17 protein-coding genes and 1 riboswitch are annotated in these 18,785 nt (G+C 45.1%); of the genes, 13 read left to right on the top strand and 4 right to left on the bottom strand.

Annotated elements, in window-relative coordinates:
* Positions 1 to 6: 6 nt before the first annotated feature.
* Complete coding sequence (locus ACEN82_RS09195) at positions 7 to 1,113, bottom strand: AAA family ATPase (RefSeq protein ID WP_413318672.1); 1,107 nt, start codon at positions 1,111 to 1,113, stop codon at positions 7 to 9.
* A 653-nt stretch (positions 1,114 to 1,766) separates the two neighbouring features.
* Here ACEN82_RS09195 and ACEN82_RS09190 point away from each other — a divergent pair.
* The 4 genes from ACEN82_RS09190 to ACEN82_RS09175 all read left to right on the top strand — a co-directional run bounded on the left by ACEN82_RS09190 (position 1,767) and on the right by ACEN82_RS09175 (position 5,459).
* Positions 1,767 to 1,958: a cold-shock protein gene (locus ACEN82_RS09190; protein WP_090527544.1), complete on the top strand. Its 192-nt coding sequence runs from the start codon at positions 1,767 to 1,769 to the stop codon at positions 1,956 to 1,958.
* 71 nt (positions 1,959 to 2,029) lie between these two features.
* Positions 2,030 to 2,482, top strand: a complete 453-nt coding sequence (locus ACEN82_RS09185; RefSeq protein ID WP_090527541.1) for a cold-shock protein — start codon at positions 2,030 to 2,032, stop codon at positions 2,480 to 2,482.
* 58 nt (positions 2,483 to 2,540) lie between these two features.
* Complete coding sequence (locus tag ACEN82_RS09180) at positions 2,541 to 2,867, top strand: hypothetical protein (RefSeq protein ID WP_413318675.1); 327 nt, start codon at positions 2,541 to 2,543, stop codon at positions 2,865 to 2,867.
* Positions 2,868 to 3,053: 186 nt separating this feature from the next.
* On the top strand, positions 3,054 to 5,459 hold the full coding sequence (locus tag ACEN82_RS09175; protein ID WP_413318677.1) for an outer membrane beta-barrel protein: 2,406 nt from the start codon (positions 3,054 to 3,056) through the stop codon (positions 5,457 to 5,459).
* 264 nt (positions 5,460 to 5,723) lie between these two features.
* Here ACEN82_RS09175 and ACEN82_RS09170 read toward each other — a convergent pair whose 3' ends face one another.
* On the bottom strand, positions 5,724 to 6,653 hold the full coding sequence (locus ACEN82_RS09170; RefSeq protein WP_413318679.1) for a rhodanese-like domain-containing protein: 930 nt from the start codon (positions 6,651 to 6,653) through the stop codon (positions 5,724 to 5,726).
* A 287-nt stretch (positions 6,654 to 6,940) separates the two neighbouring features.
* A riboswitch (TPP riboswitch) is annotated at positions 6,941 to 7,032 on the top strand.
* A gap of 65 nt (positions 7,033 to 7,097) precedes the next feature.
* On the opposite strand from ACEN82_RS09170, the gene thiS reads away from it, so the two are divergent.
* Genes thiS through thiD form a run of 8 tightly spaced genes read left to right on the top strand, consistent with a single transcriptional unit; the run spans position 7,098 to position 14,240 of the window.
* Positions 7,098 to 7,301 carry a sulfur carrier protein ThiS gene (thiS, locus tag ACEN82_RS09165; RefSeq protein WP_090527528.1) on the top strand — a complete coding sequence of 68 codons (204 nt, stop codon included), beginning with the start codon at positions 7,098 to 7,100 and terminating at the stop codon, positions 7,299 to 7,301.
* 17 nt (positions 7,302 to 7,318) lie between these two features.
* A complete protein-coding gene (gene thiC / locus ACEN82_RS09160) occupies positions 7,319 to 9,202 on the top strand; it encodes a phosphomethylpyrimidine synthase ThiC (protein ID WP_413318681.1) in 1,884 nt (627 codons plus the stop codon).
* Complete coding sequence (locus ACEN82_RS09155) at positions 9,202 to 9,810, top strand: thiamine phosphate synthase (RefSeq protein WP_413318683.1); 609 nt, start codon at positions 9,202 to 9,204, stop codon at positions 9,808 to 9,810. The genes thiC and ACEN82_RS09155 overlap by 1 nt, the downstream gene beginning before the upstream one ends.
* Positions 9,807 to 10,451: a thiamine phosphate synthase gene (locus tag ACEN82_RS09150; RefSeq protein ID WP_413318685.1), complete on the top strand. Its 645-nt coding sequence runs from the start codon at positions 9,807 to 9,809 to the stop codon at positions 10,449 to 10,451. The genes ACEN82_RS09155 and ACEN82_RS09150 overlap by 4 nt, the downstream gene beginning before the upstream one ends.
* A 10-nt stretch (positions 10,452 to 10,461) precedes the next feature.
* Positions 10,462 to 11,229, top strand: a complete 768-nt coding sequence (locus ACEN82_RS09145; protein ID WP_413318687.1) for a thiazole synthase — start codon at positions 10,462 to 10,464, stop codon at positions 11,227 to 11,229.
* Positions 11,222 to 12,334 (top strand): 2-iminoacetate synthase ThiH, encoded by a 1,113-nt coding sequence (gene thiH, locus ACEN82_RS09140; protein ID WP_413318689.1) that lies wholly within the window; start codon positions 11,222 to 11,224, stop codon positions 12,332 to 12,334. The genes ACEN82_RS09145 and thiH overlap by 8 nt, the downstream gene beginning before the upstream one ends.
* 4 nt (positions 12,335 to 12,338) lie before the next feature.
* Positions 12,339 to 13,400, top strand: coding sequence for a molybdopterin-synthase adenylyltransferase MoeB (gene moeB, locus ACEN82_RS09135; protein ID WP_413318691.1), 1,062 nt, complete (start codon positions 12,339 to 12,341; stop codon positions 13,398 to 13,400).
* 6 nt (positions 13,401 to 13,406) lie between these two features.
* Positions 13,407 to 14,240: a bifunctional hydroxymethylpyrimidine kinase/phosphomethylpyrimidine kinase gene (thiD, locus tag ACEN82_RS09130; RefSeq protein WP_413318693.1), complete on the top strand. Its 834-nt coding sequence runs from the start codon at positions 13,407 to 13,409 to the stop codon at positions 14,238 to 14,240.
* Positions 14,241 to 14,586: 346 nt separating this feature from the next.
* Here the strand turns inward: thiD and ACEN82_RS09125 are convergent, their stop codons facing one another.
* The gene (locus ACEN82_RS09125) at positions 14,587 to 16,815 is read right to left on the bottom strand and encodes a TonB-dependent receptor (RefSeq protein ID WP_413318695.1); all 2,229 of its coding nucleotides are present in this window, start codon (positions 16,813 to 16,815) and stop codon (positions 14,587 to 14,589) included.
* A 414-nt stretch (positions 16,816 to 17,229) separates the two neighbouring features.
* On the opposite strand from ACEN82_RS09125, the gene ACEN82_RS09120 reads away from it, so the two are divergent.
* Positions 17,230 to 17,568 (top strand): zinc ribbon domain-containing protein YjdM, encoded by a 339-nt coding sequence (locus ACEN82_RS09120; protein ID WP_090527498.1) that lies wholly within the window; start codon positions 17,230 to 17,232, stop codon positions 17,566 to 17,568.
* 36 nt (positions 17,569 to 17,604) lie between these two features.
* On the opposite strand, the gene ACEN82_RS09115 is transcribed toward ACEN82_RS09120, so the two are convergent.
* Positions 17,605 to 18,513, bottom strand: a complete 909-nt coding sequence (locus ACEN82_RS09115; RefSeq protein WP_090527495.1) for an AraC family transcriptional regulator — start codon at positions 18,511 to 18,513, stop codon at positions 17,605 to 17,607.
* Positions 18,514 to 18,785 lie beyond the last annotated feature (272 nt).

The raw sequence follows: 18,785 nt of genomic DNA, 5'->3' as shown, positions 1-18,785 counted from the left end.
GCTCTATTAATTTTTAATTTTTTTTATATTTTTTCTAATTGTCTCCCTCGCAACGCCGGTAAGCTGTTGAGCTCTACGCTGTGACACAATACCACTGTCATATAAAGCACGGGCAAGTTCAATCTTCTGATCCTTGGTCATATCACTACCTAATGTGACGAGTTGTTCCAATTTGGTATCTAAGGAAGCTCCCTCAACAGCAGCACTCCTTCTTAATTGGTTTATCTGCCTCTCAATTTCACTAAAGGATGAACCGAAAAATACGTGTGATAAAATTTTGCTCCATTCATCTGTTTGTTTTAAATAATCGCGTAAGAGGACGTTCACTTGTTGTTCAATTTGTTCTGTACTTGGATTATCAAAATTGAGAACCATTTCAAACCGTCTCCATACAGCGGGGTCTAAGAGATCGGGATGGTTCGTCGCGGCAATCAGCAAACCAGTAGAAGGCCAATCATCAATTTCCTGCAATAACACCGTTACAAGGCGCTTCAACTCACCGATTTCAGTACTATCATCCCTGCGTTTTGCTATTGCATCCAATTCGTCAAGCAGCAATATACAATCGGTATTTTTGGCATAATCTAAAACGAAACGTATATTATTACCAGTCCTGCCTAAAAAGCTACTCATCACCGCAGCAAGATCCAGTATAAGTAATGGTTTATTTAATTTGGCTGCGATCCATTTCGCAGCCATGGTTTTCCCCACGCCCGGAGGCCCGTTAAAAAGAATGGATTTAGTTGGATTTAAGCCGTGCTTTAAAAGCGCTTTAGTATTTCTCCTTTCCGAAAGTACTTGATTCAAGCCAGATTGTATACGGTCAGCCAATATAGGTTCATGATCTGGAATGTTACTTTCTAATCTTAGCAACTGTAAACGGGAGTCTAAATCAACGGGAAGTGGCGTTTCTGCATGTTTCCTAAGCGGCGTTGTTCTTGTTGGAGATTCGTGCAGCAAGGCAATTAACGATTCCGTTAGTTCCGGATTGAATTCCTTAAACTTCTTTGAGGCTCGATGTATGATGAGTTGAACGTCCTGCTGCCTACCTGTCAACGCCGTCCTGGCTAATTGAATAAAATCAATTGAAAGGTCTTTTAATATTTGATCCATAGTTAGTTTACTATTGGAAGATTTTTAGTTAATATTTAATACAATCTTCCATTTTAAAACAAAAGTAGTAATTTATATTAAAAACAAAATAAAAAAATGGAAGAATACTTAACAAGTAACAAATAAAATCTTCCACAAACAAAATCTATAAACCAATTGTATAAGAACACCTGTAGGTAATTTACGCCCGCTAAGACCACCGTTGCAATGCAACTAACGCGAATATGTAGCGCCGACAACTGCATGGCATACTCATGACTTTAATTAAACCAACCCAGAGTTAATTAGCTCTTGTAAGTCTTAACAATAACTACCCCGGCTGCCGCAAGTATCCTCCCCCGCTGCCGCAAGCGTCCTCGCTTGTGGCCCGCGTTCAGGTAAATAAAGTTTTATTTAAACCAATTTTCTGGGTTGCGGAGATCACAACGCCAGATGCAAAGCAAAACGATCAGCATGCAGGTATACATCCTATTTTATGAAAAAGGAGCAACAACGGTTTCTCAAGAAAATCGAAGATACTCCAAAAACATCCTTTAAACAGCGCTCCAGGCCCTTTTTCGCAGCGACAAATTAAATAAATGTTAAATAATTTTACGAATAGTAAAATACACCAATAATTATAGTTATATTGCACACTTATTAATAACAATATAATGCAACAAGGAACAGTGAAATTTTTTAATGAAGCCAAAGGTTTCGGATTTATCACACCTAATAATGGTGGCAGCGAAATCTTCGTTCATTCAACAGGTCTGATTGACAATGTTCGTGAGAACAGCGCCGTTAGTTATGACGTTGAAGAGGGCCGTAAAGGTCCGAATGCAGTAAATGTAAAAATAGCTTAATCACTATATCATCATTTTAAAAGCATCCTCCCATCCGGGGGGATGCTTTTTTGTTACACTTAATCAAAAACATGGGTAGATCCACCGAAACATTTAACAAGAAAGAGCGCGAAAAGAAAAAGCTCAAAAAACAACAGGACAAAAAAGAAAAGGCCGAAGATCGCAAAGCCAACGCTGTTAAAGGACAGGGTTTTGAAGATATGCTGGCCTATGTTGACGCAAACGGCAACATTACCTCCGTGCCCCAGGACCCCGGTAACCGAAAAAAGGTATTGGCGCAGGACATCCTCATTGGTACACCCAAACAGGAGGAAGTTGAAGTAGAAATTGTAAGAAAAGGCACAGTAACATTCTTTAATGAATCTAAAGGGTTCGGTTTCATCAAAGATCTGCAAACCCAGGAAAGCATTTTTGTTCATGTCAACGCGGCTTCTTTTGCCATCAAAGAAAATGACAAAGTTACCTTTGAAATAGAACAGGGGCAAAAGGGGCCTACCGCTGTCAAAGTCGCTAAAGCGAGCTAAGGCTTAATTAACCATTGCAACAATAAACAAGATAAATCCTCATAAAATAAATATCAGAATGACCGATAAACAAACAGCACACTACAAAGCCAGCGAATATATTTATGACCTGGGTAATACTGCTTTAGAGAATGGTTTTAAACCCGACGAGCATTGGGAGGTACAAATGGCTACCGCCGCTGAGAAAAAAGCTTTTGAGAAACAGTACTATCCCACAGTAGCGACAAGCGTACTGCCCGAACTGTTAAAAGCGACTTTTGCCCTGGTAAAAACGCAATTGAACCAGGTGATGAAGGCACAAACAGTGATATCGTCAGATCGTTTTGCACCCAAACCGGTGTACGAATACCTGGTTGCTTTTAATGTAAACCGCGTAAGGCGTTAACCCCAATAGTTCCAAAACCGGCGCGGTTATGCAGCGCCGGGAAAAAGCGTGGCGTGTTTATGGCTTTCAAATACGCCGTATTGAAACAGCGGGATAAAAAAGTGATTTTCACCCATATTTTCGCACCTTAAATTGCAAACATCTACCTCAGCCTGATTATCTTACGGGATTATTTGAATTGACTGAATGACCCGTAAACTTTTACTCTTTCTACTGGCCCTGTTACCCCTGGGCGGCTTTGCGCAGCAGTTTACGCTGATAGTTGTTAAAGAAAATGCCCAGCCCGCCGATGGTGCCACCGTTAAACTGATGCAGGCTAATAAGCAGGCCAGTATGATGGTAACTAACGCCCGCGGCCAGGCCAGGTTTCAGAACATTACGCAGGGAGCATTCAGCTTCTCGGTAACTTATACGGGATATCAGCCCCAAACCACCCGCAGCTATACCATTGCGGAGAATATAAAGCAGGATACCATCCGCATACAAGCCCTGAGCACTGTACTGAAAGAGGTGAACATCACCGCCAAAACGCCGCCGGTAGAAGTGAAGCAGGGAAAGGTAATCGTAAACGTTGATGCCTCGGTAACCAATGTGGGCGCCACGGTACTGGAGGTATTGGAGAAATCGCCGGGAGTAATGGTCGACCGTAATGGCGGCATTTCTTTACAGGGCAAGCCCGGGGTGCTGGTGATGATAGACGGCAAGCCAACCTACCTCTCCGGCGCCGACCTTAACAACCTGCTCAGCAGCATGAGCTCCACCCAGGTGGCGCAGATTGAGCTGATTGCCAACCCTACGGCCAGGTATGATGCCAGCGGCAATGCGGGGATCATCAACATTAAAACCAAAAAGAACCGGCAAAAGGGTTTCAACGGGTCGGTTACGGCCACGGCGGCGCAGGGTGTTTACTTCAAAACCAATAACACGCTCACGCTCAATTACCGCGCCGGGCGCGTCAGCACTTTCTTTAATTACAATATCAGCCGGCAGAAGTATCTTACCAACCTGTACGCGCTGCGTAAATACACCGGCGCCGACGGGGCCACCACCGCAACGCTGGACCAGCCATCGCACTTCACCGGCACGCTGCTGAACAATACGGCCAAAGCGGGGCTGGACTATGAAGTTTCGCCTAAAACAACGGTTGGCATCGTACTTGGCGGAACCATGATCCACCGCGAGGGCAACAATACGGCTTCGGCGCGCTGGCTTAACCCAAGTGGCGCGGCAGATTCGGTCATTGCTACTGATAACGCCAACAACAGCCGGTTTAAAAACGGCCAGGTGAGCCTGAGCCTCCGCCATGCCATCAGCAAAACCCAGGACATCAGCGCTGATGCCGACTGGCTGCACTACAACGTTACCAGCGATCAGAACTTTAACAACCGCCTGCAAACCTCCGGCGGTTATAACGAATCAACGCGCGCCAACATCCCCACCGGCATCAACATATTCACTGGCAAAGCCGACTATACGCTTAAAACCGACAGCGATGGCCAATTTCAGGCGGGCTGGAAATCGGCACACAGCAGTACCGATAATTCCGCCGGTTATCAAAACCTCAATGCGGGCCAATGGACCGACGACCTGACCCGCAGTAACCATTTCCTTTACAGTGAGAACATCCACGCCATATATACGCAATGGGAGCGCAAGCATAAGGCTATTTCCTACCAGTTAGGTTTACGTTATGAGCATACCGATTATCACGCCCATCAACTGGGTAACGTGCTGCAAAAAGATTCGGCCTTTTCGCGCAACTATGGCAGCTTTTTTCCCAGCGGCTATTTCAGTTACCAGGCCGATACTGCAAATAGCTTTACTTTAACGGTAAGCCGCCGTATTGATCGCCCGGTTTACCAAACGCTTAACCCATTTTATTTTATCATTAACAAGTACACTTATCAAACGGGCAACCCTTATATTTTACCCCAATACAGCTGGAACCTGGAGCTGAGCCATCAATACAAAAACCTGCTCACCACCACGGTATCTTACAGCAATATCAACAACTACTTTTCGCAGATCTTTTTGAGCGACCCTACCCTTGCGGGCATTTTGCTGTATACACAGGGCAACGTGGGGCGCACGTATATCATCGGCGTATCCGAAGCTGTCACGGCCTCCCCCACCAACTGGTGGACGCTAACAGCACAGGCACTGTACAATTACAAAAAGCTGAGCGGCTTTAACGGCAATCATTACACATCAGATATTAACCAGCTTAACCTCAACGCCAGCAACCAGTTCACTATGGGCAAGCGTTTTACGGGCGAGGTATCGGGTTTTTATACCACCCGCGCCCGCAACGATGTGCAGGAACGGCTATACCCTACCGGGCAACTTTCGGCTGGGCTGGGCATGTCGGTACTTAAAAAGAAGGCCACCCTGAAGTTGAGCATGCGCGATATATTCTATACCAATGCCATGGAAGGCTTAACGCAGTTCCCCAACGCCACCGAGTATTTTAAGATTAAGCGCGATAGCCGCGTAGTGGTGCTCGCCTTCACCTATCGTTTCGGCAAAACATTCAAAACGGCCAAGCGCGACACTGGTGCAGCCGATGAAATGCAGCGTGTAGGAAATGGGTAAAAACCCCACCCAAACCTCTCCGAAAGGGAGGGCTTAAAAAAATGCGATCAAAAAAGTCTCCCCTTCCGGGGGAGATTTAGCGGGGGCTTATTGCTTTAATCTTGCGGTCGTTTGCAACAAGCGCTGATATGGCTTTAATGTAGAGACGCATCACATGCGTCTCCCTTAGGCCAGGCTGCTTTACAGTTCATGAACATCAGGCATCTGTATGCGGAAGACGCATATGATGCGTCTCTACATTAAACAATTGAATTTGAATAGGCTTCAAAGAAATGTAACCTGCTGGCCTGATTGGGCCCATGCATCAATCCCTCCTACTAAAGGCCGGATGCGCTTCAGGCCAACTTTACGCAATTTCTCTGCATATCTTGCAGCGGTTATTTCATTCGGGCACGAACAATAAATAACAATCTCCTTATGCCCGGCATATCGGTCGGCAATATCATTAAAACTGTTTTCGTCTATGGGGACTGAGCCCGGTATAAATCCATTTCTTGTGCGCTGATCTATCGGACGTGCATCAAGTATCACAGGGTTCGATTCTCCGTCAATCAGTTCTATCAAATCATTCACAGTTAACCTATCCGTTTCAAACTGCCTGATAAGGCGATAACGACGCAGCCATTTGAACAAAAGGTATAAGCCAAATAAAACGACGACAAACAGACCGCCCATCTTACCATAATCACTTAATGCAGAGATCAAACCGCCAACCTGATGCCGAAAAACTGCGCCCAGCGTCACTGCCGCGCCGAGATAGATAAGTGCTGCGATGGATGAAAAAAACACAAATAATGTTACCCGCATTGCATAAACCCCGGCAACAACAGGTGCCAGTGTTGACAACCCCGGAATAAATTTAACAATGGTTAAAGCCGGGGCGCCGTAGCGTTCAAAAATATCGCCGGTGCTGCGAACACAGGTATCCGGTGACATGGAAATTTTACATAATTTCCCAAGGATCCCCGTTCCGTATCTCTTCCCGGCAAAATATAATATGAGGTCGCCTGCTAAGGTACCCAGTGATCCGGTTAAAATGAGTATGATGATATTAGCTTCGGTTGCAGGTGTTACAGCGGTAGTAACAATCAATACTGCAAATGCAGGCAGCGGCAATCCAACACTCTGTAAAAGAGTGATCAAAAATACCAGCCAGAGCCCATAGGTTTGTACTAATTCAACTAATGCATTCATACTTCAGTTGCAGCTAAGATAAGATACTTATTTTTATTGACAGGCCCGATTTTGCCGATTAACAATTATTTGACATCAGGTTGAAAGTAGTTTATTATTTTATGGATTTTGAGTTAAGCTGACGATAATTTGCCTGATGCTTTCAAATTATTTTCGCCAGTATTAATACCATTCAATCGTTTGACATTCAACACACTTACACGTTAAAACAAATTACCATCAGTAGTAAGCAGACAGTCTTAACATAAAATTGATTTGGATTAATCAATTTTATTCCTTTAGCTTTACTGCAACTTTAGGGGTGTCCTGACGGACTGAGATAATACCCTTTGAACCTGATCCGGGTAATGCTGGCGAAGGGAAAAGTGACGACGACACTATTGGTGTTGTTTTTTCTTTCCTAATACGGGGACATTCCTACAGTTGAAATTTTAATGCAACGTAATGGAAGTAACCGTTAATCAACAAAATTTTATTGTGCCTGATAACTGCAATGTGCGGGCTTTGCTCGCTGATGTCTTGCAGCACCCTGACCGGGGGCTGGCCATTGCCATCAACGAAGCTATTGTTCCCAAAACCCAATGGGAAAACCACAAGCTCAATCGGGGCGATAAAATCATCATTATTAAAGCCACCCAGGGAGGATAAACACCCAATAGCCTTTTATGAAAACAGAAAAAACACCTACAGCACAAGCCATCACGCAAACACCGTTTCCGGCGTCGCGTAAGATTTACGTTAAAGGACAATTGCACGACATTGACGTGGCCATGCGCGAAATAAGCCTGAACGACACCAAACTACATGGCCGTTTTGGCGAAACCGAGCCCAACGCCCCGGTAACTGTTTACGATACCAGCGGCCCTTATACCGATCCAAACATAGCCATAGACGTAAAAAAAGGATTACCCCGCCTGCGCGAAAACTGGATCACTTCGCGTGGTGATGTTGAGCTGCTGGATAGCATATCATCGGCATATGGCCGCGAACGCTTAAACAGTAAAGAGCTTGATCATTTAAGGTTTGGCTATCACAGTAAACCTTTCCGCGCCAAAGCAGGCATGAATGTATCGCAACTGCATTACGCTAAAAAGGGCATCATTACACCCGAAATGGAGTATATCGCCATACGCGAAAACCAACGCATCGATCTGCTGAAAGAACAATTGAACGGGCAATATGATGTAATGAGCCAACAGCACCAGGGCCATAGCTTTGGCGCCAATACGCCCAAAGGTTACATTACGCCCGAATTTGTAAGACAAGAGGTAGCCGCCGGTCGGGCTGTTATCCCATCAAATATCAATCACCCCGAAAGTGAACCGATGATCATTGGCCGTAATTTTTTGGTTAAGATCAACGCCAATATTGGCAACTCGGCAGTTACCTCGAGTATTGAAGAAGAAGTAGAAAAAGCCGTTTGGGCATGCCGCTGGGGCGCCGATACCATTATGGACCTCTCGACAGGTAAAAACATTCACGAAACCCGCGAATGGATCATCCGCAACACACCTGTACCCATAGGTACCGTGCCTATTTACCAGGCGCTCGAAAAAGTGAACGGCAAAGCCGAAGACCTTACCTGGGAACTGTTCAGGGATACGTTGATAGAACAGGCAGAGCAGGGTGTTGATTATTTCACCATTCATGCTGGCGTTTTACTGCGCTATGTGCCTTTAACGGCCAAACGTATTACGGGCATCGTATCGCGCGGTGGTTCTATCATGGCCAAATGGTGCCTGGCCCATCATAAAGAGAATTTCTTATATACGCATTTTGAAGAGATCTGCGAGATCATGAAAGCGTATGATGTCGCCTTCTCGTTAGGCGATGGCTTGCGCCCCGGCTGTATTGCCGATGCCAACGACGCCGCGCAGTTTGGCGAGCTGGAAACACTGGGCGAACTGACCAAAATAGCCTGGAAGCACGATGTGCAAACCATTATTGAAGGCCCCGGCCACGTACCCATGCACCTCATCAAAGAGAACATGGAGAAACAATTAAAGCATTGTTCTGAAGCGCCTTTTTACACTTTAGGGCCATTAACTACCGATATCGCTCCGGGTTATGATCATATTACTTCGGCTATCGGCGCTGCCATGATCGGTTGGTTCGGTACCGCTATGTTGTGCTATGTGACCCCTAAAGAACACCTGGGTTTGCCCAACAAAAAGGATGTTAAAGATGGCGTGATCACGTACAAAATTGCTGCCCACGCTGCCGACTTAGCCAAAGGTCATCCCGGTGCGCAATATCGCGACAATGCATTGAGCAAAGCACGGTTCGAGTTCAGGTGGGAAGATCAGTTTAACCTGTCGTTAGATCCGGATACGGCTAAAGAATTTCATGATGAAACCTTGCCTGCCGAGGGGGCCAAGATCGCGCACTTTTGCTCGATGTGCGGACCGAACTTCTGCTCGATGAAAATAACCCAGGATGTACGCGACTTTGCCAAAGAGAACGGTGTTAACGAAGTCGACGCGCTAACCAGGGGCATGGAACAAAAATCGAAGGAGTTTGCCGAAAAAGGCAGCGAAATATACCTGTAATGGAATTGATCGTGATATCGGCCCCGGATACTGTGACGGATGAAGCACAAATAATCAACCGCTTGTTCGGGGCCGGTTTACAGCGTTTCCACCTGCGCAAACCAGGTTGGGATATCGATCAATGTACCAATCTGATTACGAAGGTTGACCCTGCTTATCATCATGCTATAGTTTGTCATCAGCATCATAGGCTGGCCAAAGTTTTTGAGATGCACTATTTACATTATCCCGAAAAGAATCGTATCAAAAGCGACCAACTGAAGTTAAACATTCAGCTTAAAGAGGGCTACCGGTTGAGTACTTCGATACATGATGTTAGCGACACATCTTCACTAAAACATTTTGAGTACACGTTTTTAAGCCCGGTGTTCAATAGCATATCCAAACCGGGTTATCAAAGCATGCTGCCTGCCGGTTTTTGTTTAGACAGTAATAAGTCCGGACCAAAAATAATAGCGCTTGGCGGCGTGGATGTATCTAATTTAACCCTACTAAAAAAGATGAATTTTGACGGAGCGGCGGTTTTAGGTGCTATCTGGCAAGATCCCAAGCAGGCTGTTTCCAATTTTATAAGCATTAAAAAACAAACCGAACAATTAAATCCATGATTGATAAACTGCATTATATCTCTCAACAGCCGCAAAACGGCACACATGCCGGCGCTATCAAAGCCGCTTTGGATGCCGGTTGTAAATGGGTACAGCTAAGGGTTAAAGATCAACCGGAAGATATCATTCTGCAATATGCCATCGAGGCCGTTAAACTTTGTGACGGGTACGGTGCCAGATTAATAGTGAACGACCATCCTGAAATCGCAAAAAAGGCGGGTGCCCATGGGCTGCACCTGGGTTTACAGGATATGCCCATACAACAGGCACGTCAGATTGTTGGCCATGATATGATCATCGGTGGTACGGCCAATACATTTGCGCATGTAAAACAGCGCGTTGCCGAGGGCGCCGACTATATCGGCCTTGGCCCTTACCGTTTTACAACTACCAAACAAAAGCTGAGCCCTATTCTGGGGCTGGACGGTTATCGGGATATTATGGATCAGATGCGTTTTGCAAATATGAGTATCCCGGTAATTGGCATCGGCGGCATTGTGCCGGCCGATATACCGCTGATCATACAAAGCGGCGTATACGGTGTTGCGCTGTCCGGCGCCATCACCCACGCCACCAACGCCAGGCAAGTGGTTTCGGAAATATACCATCATTTAAATCAACCTTCGTTTAACGAAGCTTAAAATCAACACTATGTTAACCATCGCTGATAAAACTTTTCAGTCGCGCTTATTTACAGGCACCGGCAAATTTAACTCGCCTGTCATGATGGAGGAGGCTTTGCTGGCCTCAGGCTCTGAACTGGTAACCGTAGCCCTGAAACGTGTTGATGTAAAAAACAACGACAACGACGATTTATTGCTGCGTTTAAAATATCCGCATATTAACCTGCTGCCTAATACCTCAGGCGTACGGAATGCTAAAGAGGCTGTGTTTGCGGCCCAACTCGCCCGCGAAGCGCTGGAAACCAACTGGATAAAGTTGGAGATCCATCCCGATCCCAAATACCTGATGCCCGACCCTATAGAAACCCTAAAAGCCACCGAAGAACTGGCGAAACTGGGTTTCATAGTATTGCCCTATATCCATGCCGACCCCGTATTATGTAAAAGGCTTGAAGAAGCCGGTACTGCGGCTGTAATGCCTTTAGGCTCACCTATAGGTAGTAATAAGGGCCTTAAAACCATCGATTTTTTAGAGATCATCATCAGCCAAAGCAGTGTGCCGGTTATTGTTGATGCAGGTATAGGCGCTCCGTCGGATGCTGCCAAAGCGCTTGAAATAGGCGCCGACGCCGTACTGGTAAATACAGCCATAGCGGTATCAAGCAATCCTGTACAAATGGCCGAAGCATTTAAACTGGCCGTTGAAGCCGGCCGGATGGCCTTTGAAGCAAAACTGGCACAACCTGTATCACATGCTATGGCAAGTAGCCCACTAACTTCATTTTTAGATGAGTAGTTTTAACGACATTTTTGAAACCTATAACTGGGATGATACCAAAGCCAGTATCTACGCTAAAACCAGCGCGGATGTTGAACGCGCCCTGGCCGCAGATAAACGAACATTGGAGGATTTTAAAGCCCTGGTATCACCTGCTGCAGCCCCCTACCTGGAGCGAATGGCGCAGATTAGTCAGCGCCTGACCCTGAAACGTTTTGGCAAGGTGCTGCAGATGTACGTGCCGCTTTATCTATCCAACGAATGCAGCAACATCTGTACCTATTGCGGCTTTAGTTACGATAACAAGGTAAAACGCAAAACGCTTTCGCCAATGGAAATTATGCAGGAAGTGGCCGTTATTAAAGAGATGGGCTACGAGCATGTTTTACTGGTAACCGGCGAGGACAACGTGAATGTGCATGTTGATTATTTTAAAAAAGTGCTCGAACTGATCAGGCCGCATTTTGCCCATATCTCGATGGAGGTGCAACCGATGGATCTGGAAGACTATCAACAGCTAACGCCTTATGGCCTCAATACCGTGCTGGTATACCAGGAAACTTATCATAAAGAGGATTACAAAAAACACCACCCCAAAGGCAAAAAATCAAACTTTAAATACCGGGTGGAAACGCCCGACAGGTTGGGCCTGGCCGGGATCCATAAAATGGGACTGGGCGTGTTAATAGGTTTGGAAGACTGGCGCACCGATTGTTTTTTTACCGCAATGCACCTTAATTACCTCGAAAAAAAATACTGGCAAACTAAATACAGCCTTTCATTCCCGCGGCTAAGGCCTTTTAGCGGCGGCCTCGAGCCAAAGGTGGAAATGAATGACCGCGAACTGGTACAACTGATCTGCGCTTATCGTTTGTTTAACGAAGAGGTTGAACTTTCGATATCTACGCGCGAATCTGCCAACTTTCGCAATAATATCATCAAGCTGGGTATCACCTCTATAAGCGCCGGTTCAAAAACCAACCCGGGCGGATATGCTGTTGAACCTGAGTCGCTGGAGCAGTTCGAAATTTCCGACGAGCGCAGTCCTGCGGAAATTGCAGAGATCATTGCCCAACAGGGTTACGAGGCGGTTTGGAAAGATTGGGACAACTGTTTAACCTAAGGATATGCTGGAACGTGAAGAACTGAAAAGATACAACCGGCAAATGATATTGCCCGAGCTGGGCCTGCGCGGACAAGAAAAACTAAAAGCCGCCCGGGTGTTGATGATAGGTGCCGGCGGCTTAGGTTGCCCGGTTTTGCAATACCTGGTTGCAGCCGGTGTGGGCACCATTGGTATTGTGGATGATGACGTGGTTGATATCAGCAACCTGCACCGGCAAATATTATATGCTCCCGCTGATATTGACCAGCCAAAGGCTTTGATAGCCAAACAAAAACTAAACCAGCTTAACCCCTTTGTGGAGCTGATAGCTTATACCGAAAGGATTATTGCTGCCAATGCGCAACAACTGATAAGCAATTTTGATGTGGTGATAGATGGCTCTGATAACTTTGCCACCCGCTACCTGGTAAACGATACCTGCGCCGCCCTTGGTAAACCGCTGGTATTTGGCTCAATATTTAAATTTGAGGGACAGGTATCTGTGTTTAACCATCAGGGAGGCCCCGGCTATCGTGACCTATTTCCTGAAGCGCCACCCGAAAATGAAGTGCCCAACTGTGCCGAAATTGGTGTTATTGGCGTGTTACCCGGTATAATAGGTACTTATATGGCCAACGAAACCATTAAGTTGATTTGCGGTATTGGGGAGCTATTATCTGGCAAACTATTAACCCTGAATGCGCTTGACAACAGCATCAGTGTTTTCAAAATTTCTGCCGCAACGCCTTCACTCCCGGTTACCACCTCTCAGCCAGTTGAAAGTGATAGGGTTGTAAATGAAATCGACGCCGACACCTTTAAAAAATGGCAAGCGGAAACACCCGACGAAATTTACCTGGTTGATGTGCGTGAAACTTATGAATTTGACGATGAAAATATAGGAGGAATAAATATCCCGCTTTATGAGCTGGAAGAACACGCTAATATTTTTCCAGGCGGTAAAAAGCTGGTATTTATTTGCCAAACCGGCCAACGCAGTAAAATTGCGGCTCAGCAAACCAGGTCTTTTTCGGGGATAGCAGCCTTCAGTTTAAAAGGGGGCATTAACGCCTTTAATTTTTAAAACGAAATGATGCAGTATTATCAATATTGTTCGGTATTAACCATCGCCGGCTCCGATAGCGGCGGCGGTGCGGGCATTCAGGCCGACTTGAAGACCTTTGCCGCCCTGGGTTGTTACGGCACCTCAGCCATTACCGCCATTACCGCGCAAAATACCCTGGGGGTAACTGATATTCACGTTGTACCACCGGCAATGGTGCAAAATCAGATCAGCGCAGTAATGAGCGATATCCGGCCTTTGGCGGTGAAAATCGGGATGCTGCCAAATGCGGAAACTGTGCAGGCGGTAACCGATGCTTTAAAAAAACACGAGCCGCCACCCATCATCCTCGACCCAGTTATCAGCTCAAGCAGCGGAAAACAACTGGCAAATAACGAAGCATTGCTTGCCATGAAGGAGCTACTTTTTCCAATGGTAACCCTGCTCACGCCAAACCTGAATGAAACAACTCAACTAACGGGCAAACATGCCGGCAATGTTGATGATATGATAAACGCCGCAGAAGCATTGTTAGATTTAGGTAGCCAGGCCGTTCTTGTAAAAGGCGGCCACTTAGATGGGCTTGACCTCTACAACGTATATGCTGATCGGCAAGGTGTAAGAAAAACTTTCGCTTACCCTTTTATAAACTCCTTAAACACACACGGAACAGGTTGTACACTGGCTTCAGCTATCGCAGCTTATATAGCACGAGGGCAATCCATAACCGAAGCCATTGCTTCGGCCGGGGTTTACGTTAACATAGCCATCAAAGAAGGGCAGAATGTAAAGACCGGCGAGGGTTATGGGCCTCTTAATCATTTTTTTAAGCCTCGTAAGTTGGCGAAGCTCAATTTCTGAAGGCATATATATCAGGTTGTTAAACAATCGGCAGTGGTCCGTAATTAAAAAATAAAAACTGCGCTTTCCCTCCACGGTATTTCTAATTTTCATCAGCACGGACTATTTATATCCCATTAGCTCAACCGATTTAACAACCACATAAAAAGCATTGCTCTGTTTATGTGGTTGTTTCTGTTTCAGGATATACCTTTTCAATTCAGAAAGCTTTTATGAAGCATTAAAAATGAATTAGGTTTAATCTCCACATCCTGTATTGAAAAAATGCCTTGTGCCTCCTATTTGTTTCTGCCAAGGCTACGCTGCACTCACCGCCTGTACCATGGATGTGCTGATCAGCCTGTCTTTAATATCTTACTGATATACCAAAGTTAAACGCCGCGCCCCGACCTTTTGAATAGAATCCCGGTTGCATGAACCATTGCGCACGTGCAGGAAAATAGTCTTCATTAAACAGGTTTTCAATGCCCAGGCTTAACCGGGTATTCTTATTCACTTTATACCCGGCAGCCAGGTTAAACAGGTTATAGGCTTTTACAGCTCCTTCATTGCCATTGTAGATACCGGCAGCATTTTTTGCGAAACGGTTGCGGTTGCCAATTCCTGTATAATTCAAGGTTATGTCCACCACCCGGATTGGTGAATAGGTAACATTACCGGTAATCTTAGGAGCAGAAATGCGCCTGCCATTCAGATAGGCATCTTGCGGGTCATCGTATTTCCCGTTTTGGTTAACATCCCTTTTTCCTTCTGTATAACTGTAACTACCGCCTACAGTTAACCGGCGGCTAAATATGTAGCTGGCAGCTAATTCAAAACCGTAAATTTTTTCAGGGCTGCGCGCGGTATTAAATAAGCCGGTGGCCGGATCATATAATACCTCAATTCCCAACTTAGAGGTGCTTTGATAGGCTGAGGCTGAAAATACCAGATTTTGATAACGGCTTTCAAAGCCCGCCTCATAATTATTCACTTTAATAGCATCGGTATTGATCTTATTAATACTATTCACCCTGGCATCGCGTAAAGCCAAACCGATGTCCATTACAGAAAAACCCTGGGAGAAACTTACATAAGGGCTGAACAGCCCAAAACGATTATACTTTAAACCGGCATTAAACAAAGCGGTATTATATTTCAACGCGCCGCCTGTTACATCAAATGATGGAGTTACCGTAGAACCGCTTGCATTGGTGATGCGTAAGGTACGATAATTGTCAACATCAATATTTACACGCTCATACCTGAACCCTGTTTTGAACACCAGATCCCGAATGATCATTAGGTCAGCTTGCGCAAATGGCGCCAGGTTGGTCATGTCCATGGTCGGTACCCAAACACGGCCGTCTACCAGCGGTTGTGAGGTTTTGTCTTTCAGCAAATCTATACCATAAGACAGGTTAGCGTTCAGCAACGGACGGCTGACCAGTGGAGTTTGGAGGAATAATCGTATGCCTTTTTTATCATTATGTGCTAATGACTGACCGTCTCCGCCATCAAAGCGGCCTAACGACACATAAAAAACATCCTGGCGTTTTTCATAATAAGCGTCCGCGTTTAGGCTCGTATGAGCGAAAAGATTGTCAACCTTGTAAGATAAATGCAGGTTATGATTGTAAGCCGCCCCGGTAGGAATGCCCGCCGGTTTACCAAGTACACCGGTAGCTTTCTGACCTGTAGCCAGGTTGCCGTTCACCAGCGTAAAGTTGCTGTTTTGTAAGCTGCTATAATAGTTATATACCAATTGCAAGCGCTGGTTACGCGTTGGCTGATAACCCAGTTTAGCAAAGGCATTATAGGTGTTTGTTTCACCGAGGCTGTAGTTAGGTCCAACCACATCGCCCCTGGCATCTTTGTATTCTCCGGTTTCTTCTGCCATGCCGCTTGCTACATAATCAAATTTCCCTGTTTTGCCATAAAACATCTGACTGATGCGACCGCCTACCGAATTACGTACTTTCACCAGTGAGCCGTTTAAATAAATGTCGGTCTTACCGGCAAACTTTGCCGAAGTATCAGGCACCAATGTTACATAGTTAACCAGGCCGCCGGCGGCACCATTACCGTAAATGGCCGTTGCCCCTTTTACGACTTCAATTTGCTGCAATACAGACGGGTCAATAGATCGCAGGTCCACCTCAGCATTTCTGAGTGGTGACGACTGGCTCACACCATCAATCATAACCAGCATGGGACGCCCCCTTAAGTTTTGACCAACATTACTGCCCGATTGCGCTGTCGGGGCAAAGCCGGGTACCTCGTTTGCCAGGATGCTGGTCAGGTCCGGGTTAACAGCAATCTCATTATCGAGTTTCTTTTTTGAAACGATGCTCACTGTTGATACAATATTCCAGGGGCTTTCCGGTCTTCTGGTTGCGGAAATTACAACCTCACCAAGCGCCCGGCTGGCTTGCTGTAAACGCCAGTTAATGGCCGTGTCACGCGTTAAAGCAGGAAGTGATACCAATATGGGCTGATAGCCGACGGCAGAAATTTCTATTGTCAGTTGCTGTCCTGCCGGTACAAAAGCCGTGAAGCGCCCTTTGGCATCACCGCTTATCTGCGCGGTTTTCAACTTGATTGTGGGATAGACCACTCCAGACACGGAGTCGCGGACGCTACCTTGTATTTTCACGTTTTGAGCTGATGCAAAACAGGATAATAATAAAAAACAGGTAGTAATAAAGTGTAATGGTACATGTGATTTCATCAGATTAAATTTTGCACGAAAGTATTTATTTAATCTAATTCTAAATAATAAATCTTAAGAAACCCTATTAAGTCATATAGTTAAGTCAATATTAAAACTGGCAAATAGCATCTCACATATCAGGGTTTCGGCGAAATTACTCCGATAGGTTATAGTATGACAGGTCCGTCTCCCGCTTCCTTACTTCAATTGTTTGCCTCGACAAAAATGCATGCAACATTGTCGAATGCAAATCTTTTTAAATTTTATCTTTGCCGATGAAAATCAATACTACAAAAGATGAGTGAACTTGCCCCCTGCCCAATATGTAAATCTCCCTATGCTTATGAAATGGATAACCTGCTTATATGTCCGGAATGCGGACACGAATGGAACCCGCAAGATAATCCTGTAAGTTCAGATCTGTTTGTGGTGAAGGATAGCAATGGAAATATTCTCCAGAACGGGGATACTGTTGTTACCATAAAGAACCTGCCGGTACGTGGTTCTTCTCAAAGTATAAAAGCCGGGACCAAGGTTAAAAACATCCGTTTGGTTGACAGCGATCATAACATTGATTGTAAGATAGATGGGTTTGGCGCTATGGCATTAAAATCAGAGTTTGTTAAGAAAGCATAATTTTTAAAAAATACAGCCCAAAGCGGGTAAACGCACTTATTTAATGGAAGGAGATCGGCTTTTACGGTATTCTTTGGGGCCGTATCCCATAGTTCTGTTAAACAATCTTGAAAAATAAAGAGGGTCGTCGATGCCAATGCGAAAAGCTATTTCACGGATCCTCAATTCAGTAAACTGCAAGTACTGACAGGCTTTTTGTATTTTAAGATGATTAAAATAATCTATAGGAGAAAATCCTGTGGTTTTCTTAAATAATGCAGAATAATGACTCACCGATAGGTTTACCGAGGCCGCGAGCTCAGCTAAACTTAGGGTCTTATCCAGATTCTTCTGCATGAATAAAATAGATCTGTCCTGCGGCTGGGAGTGTGTGTTTAAATTCGTTTTATAATATTTGTCCCTAAACAAAAAAGAACTTAAATATTGCAGCAACAGTAAATTGACGTAAGTAAGATTTTCTGTACTGTAACCCTGTTCTAAAAATACGTAAAGCTTGTCAAAAAGGGCGATCCGATCACCGTCAAATTCGATGCTGTACCGGAAACTCTGATCCCTTACATAAATTTGCTCTGTTATAGCATCCGCTTGCGGGCCTTTAAAGTGGCACCAGTAAATTGTCCAGGGGCTGGTTTCATTTGTTTCATAAAAGTGCTTAACACCATGAGGAATAACAAAAAAGTCGCCGGGCTTGATCTCATAAGTATGAGTGCCTATCTTAACCATCCCTTTTCCGTCAACGCAGTAAATCAGGATATTTTGCCCCGCACCTGTATATCGCTCCCTGCGATGAAATTTTGCCTTGGGATAGTATCCAATATCCGTTATAAATGCTCCTTGTATAGCCGCATTTCCCTCACAAAACCGCTGTAATATAGTTTTGGGTATCACGATCGCTCGCTGACCTTCAAATCCATCTTTTTTGTAACTTGCTGAATATGTGTTCATTTGATTTATTTAAATCCTATCGCGGGTTACACATGTTTGCGAATGCAGACATGCTGTGTTAAAAGGCGAATAGATACTGTTTTGCCACAGCCGTTATCAATGCCGGATACTGACATTAAAAGTAAAATTTCTGAACGGCTGAATTTCATAAATCCATTAAATTATTATCTTTTAAAATACTGCCCTACCCCATTTTTAGGATATGGACAGGATTTGATATTCATTGATTTCAATCTGTAATTGTTAGTCGGTCAACATTGGTATTCACAAAA

The sequence above is a fragment of the Mucilaginibacter sp. Mucisp73 genome (assembly GCF_059491465.1).
This window is presented reverse-complemented; position numbering and strand designations above follow the sequence as displayed.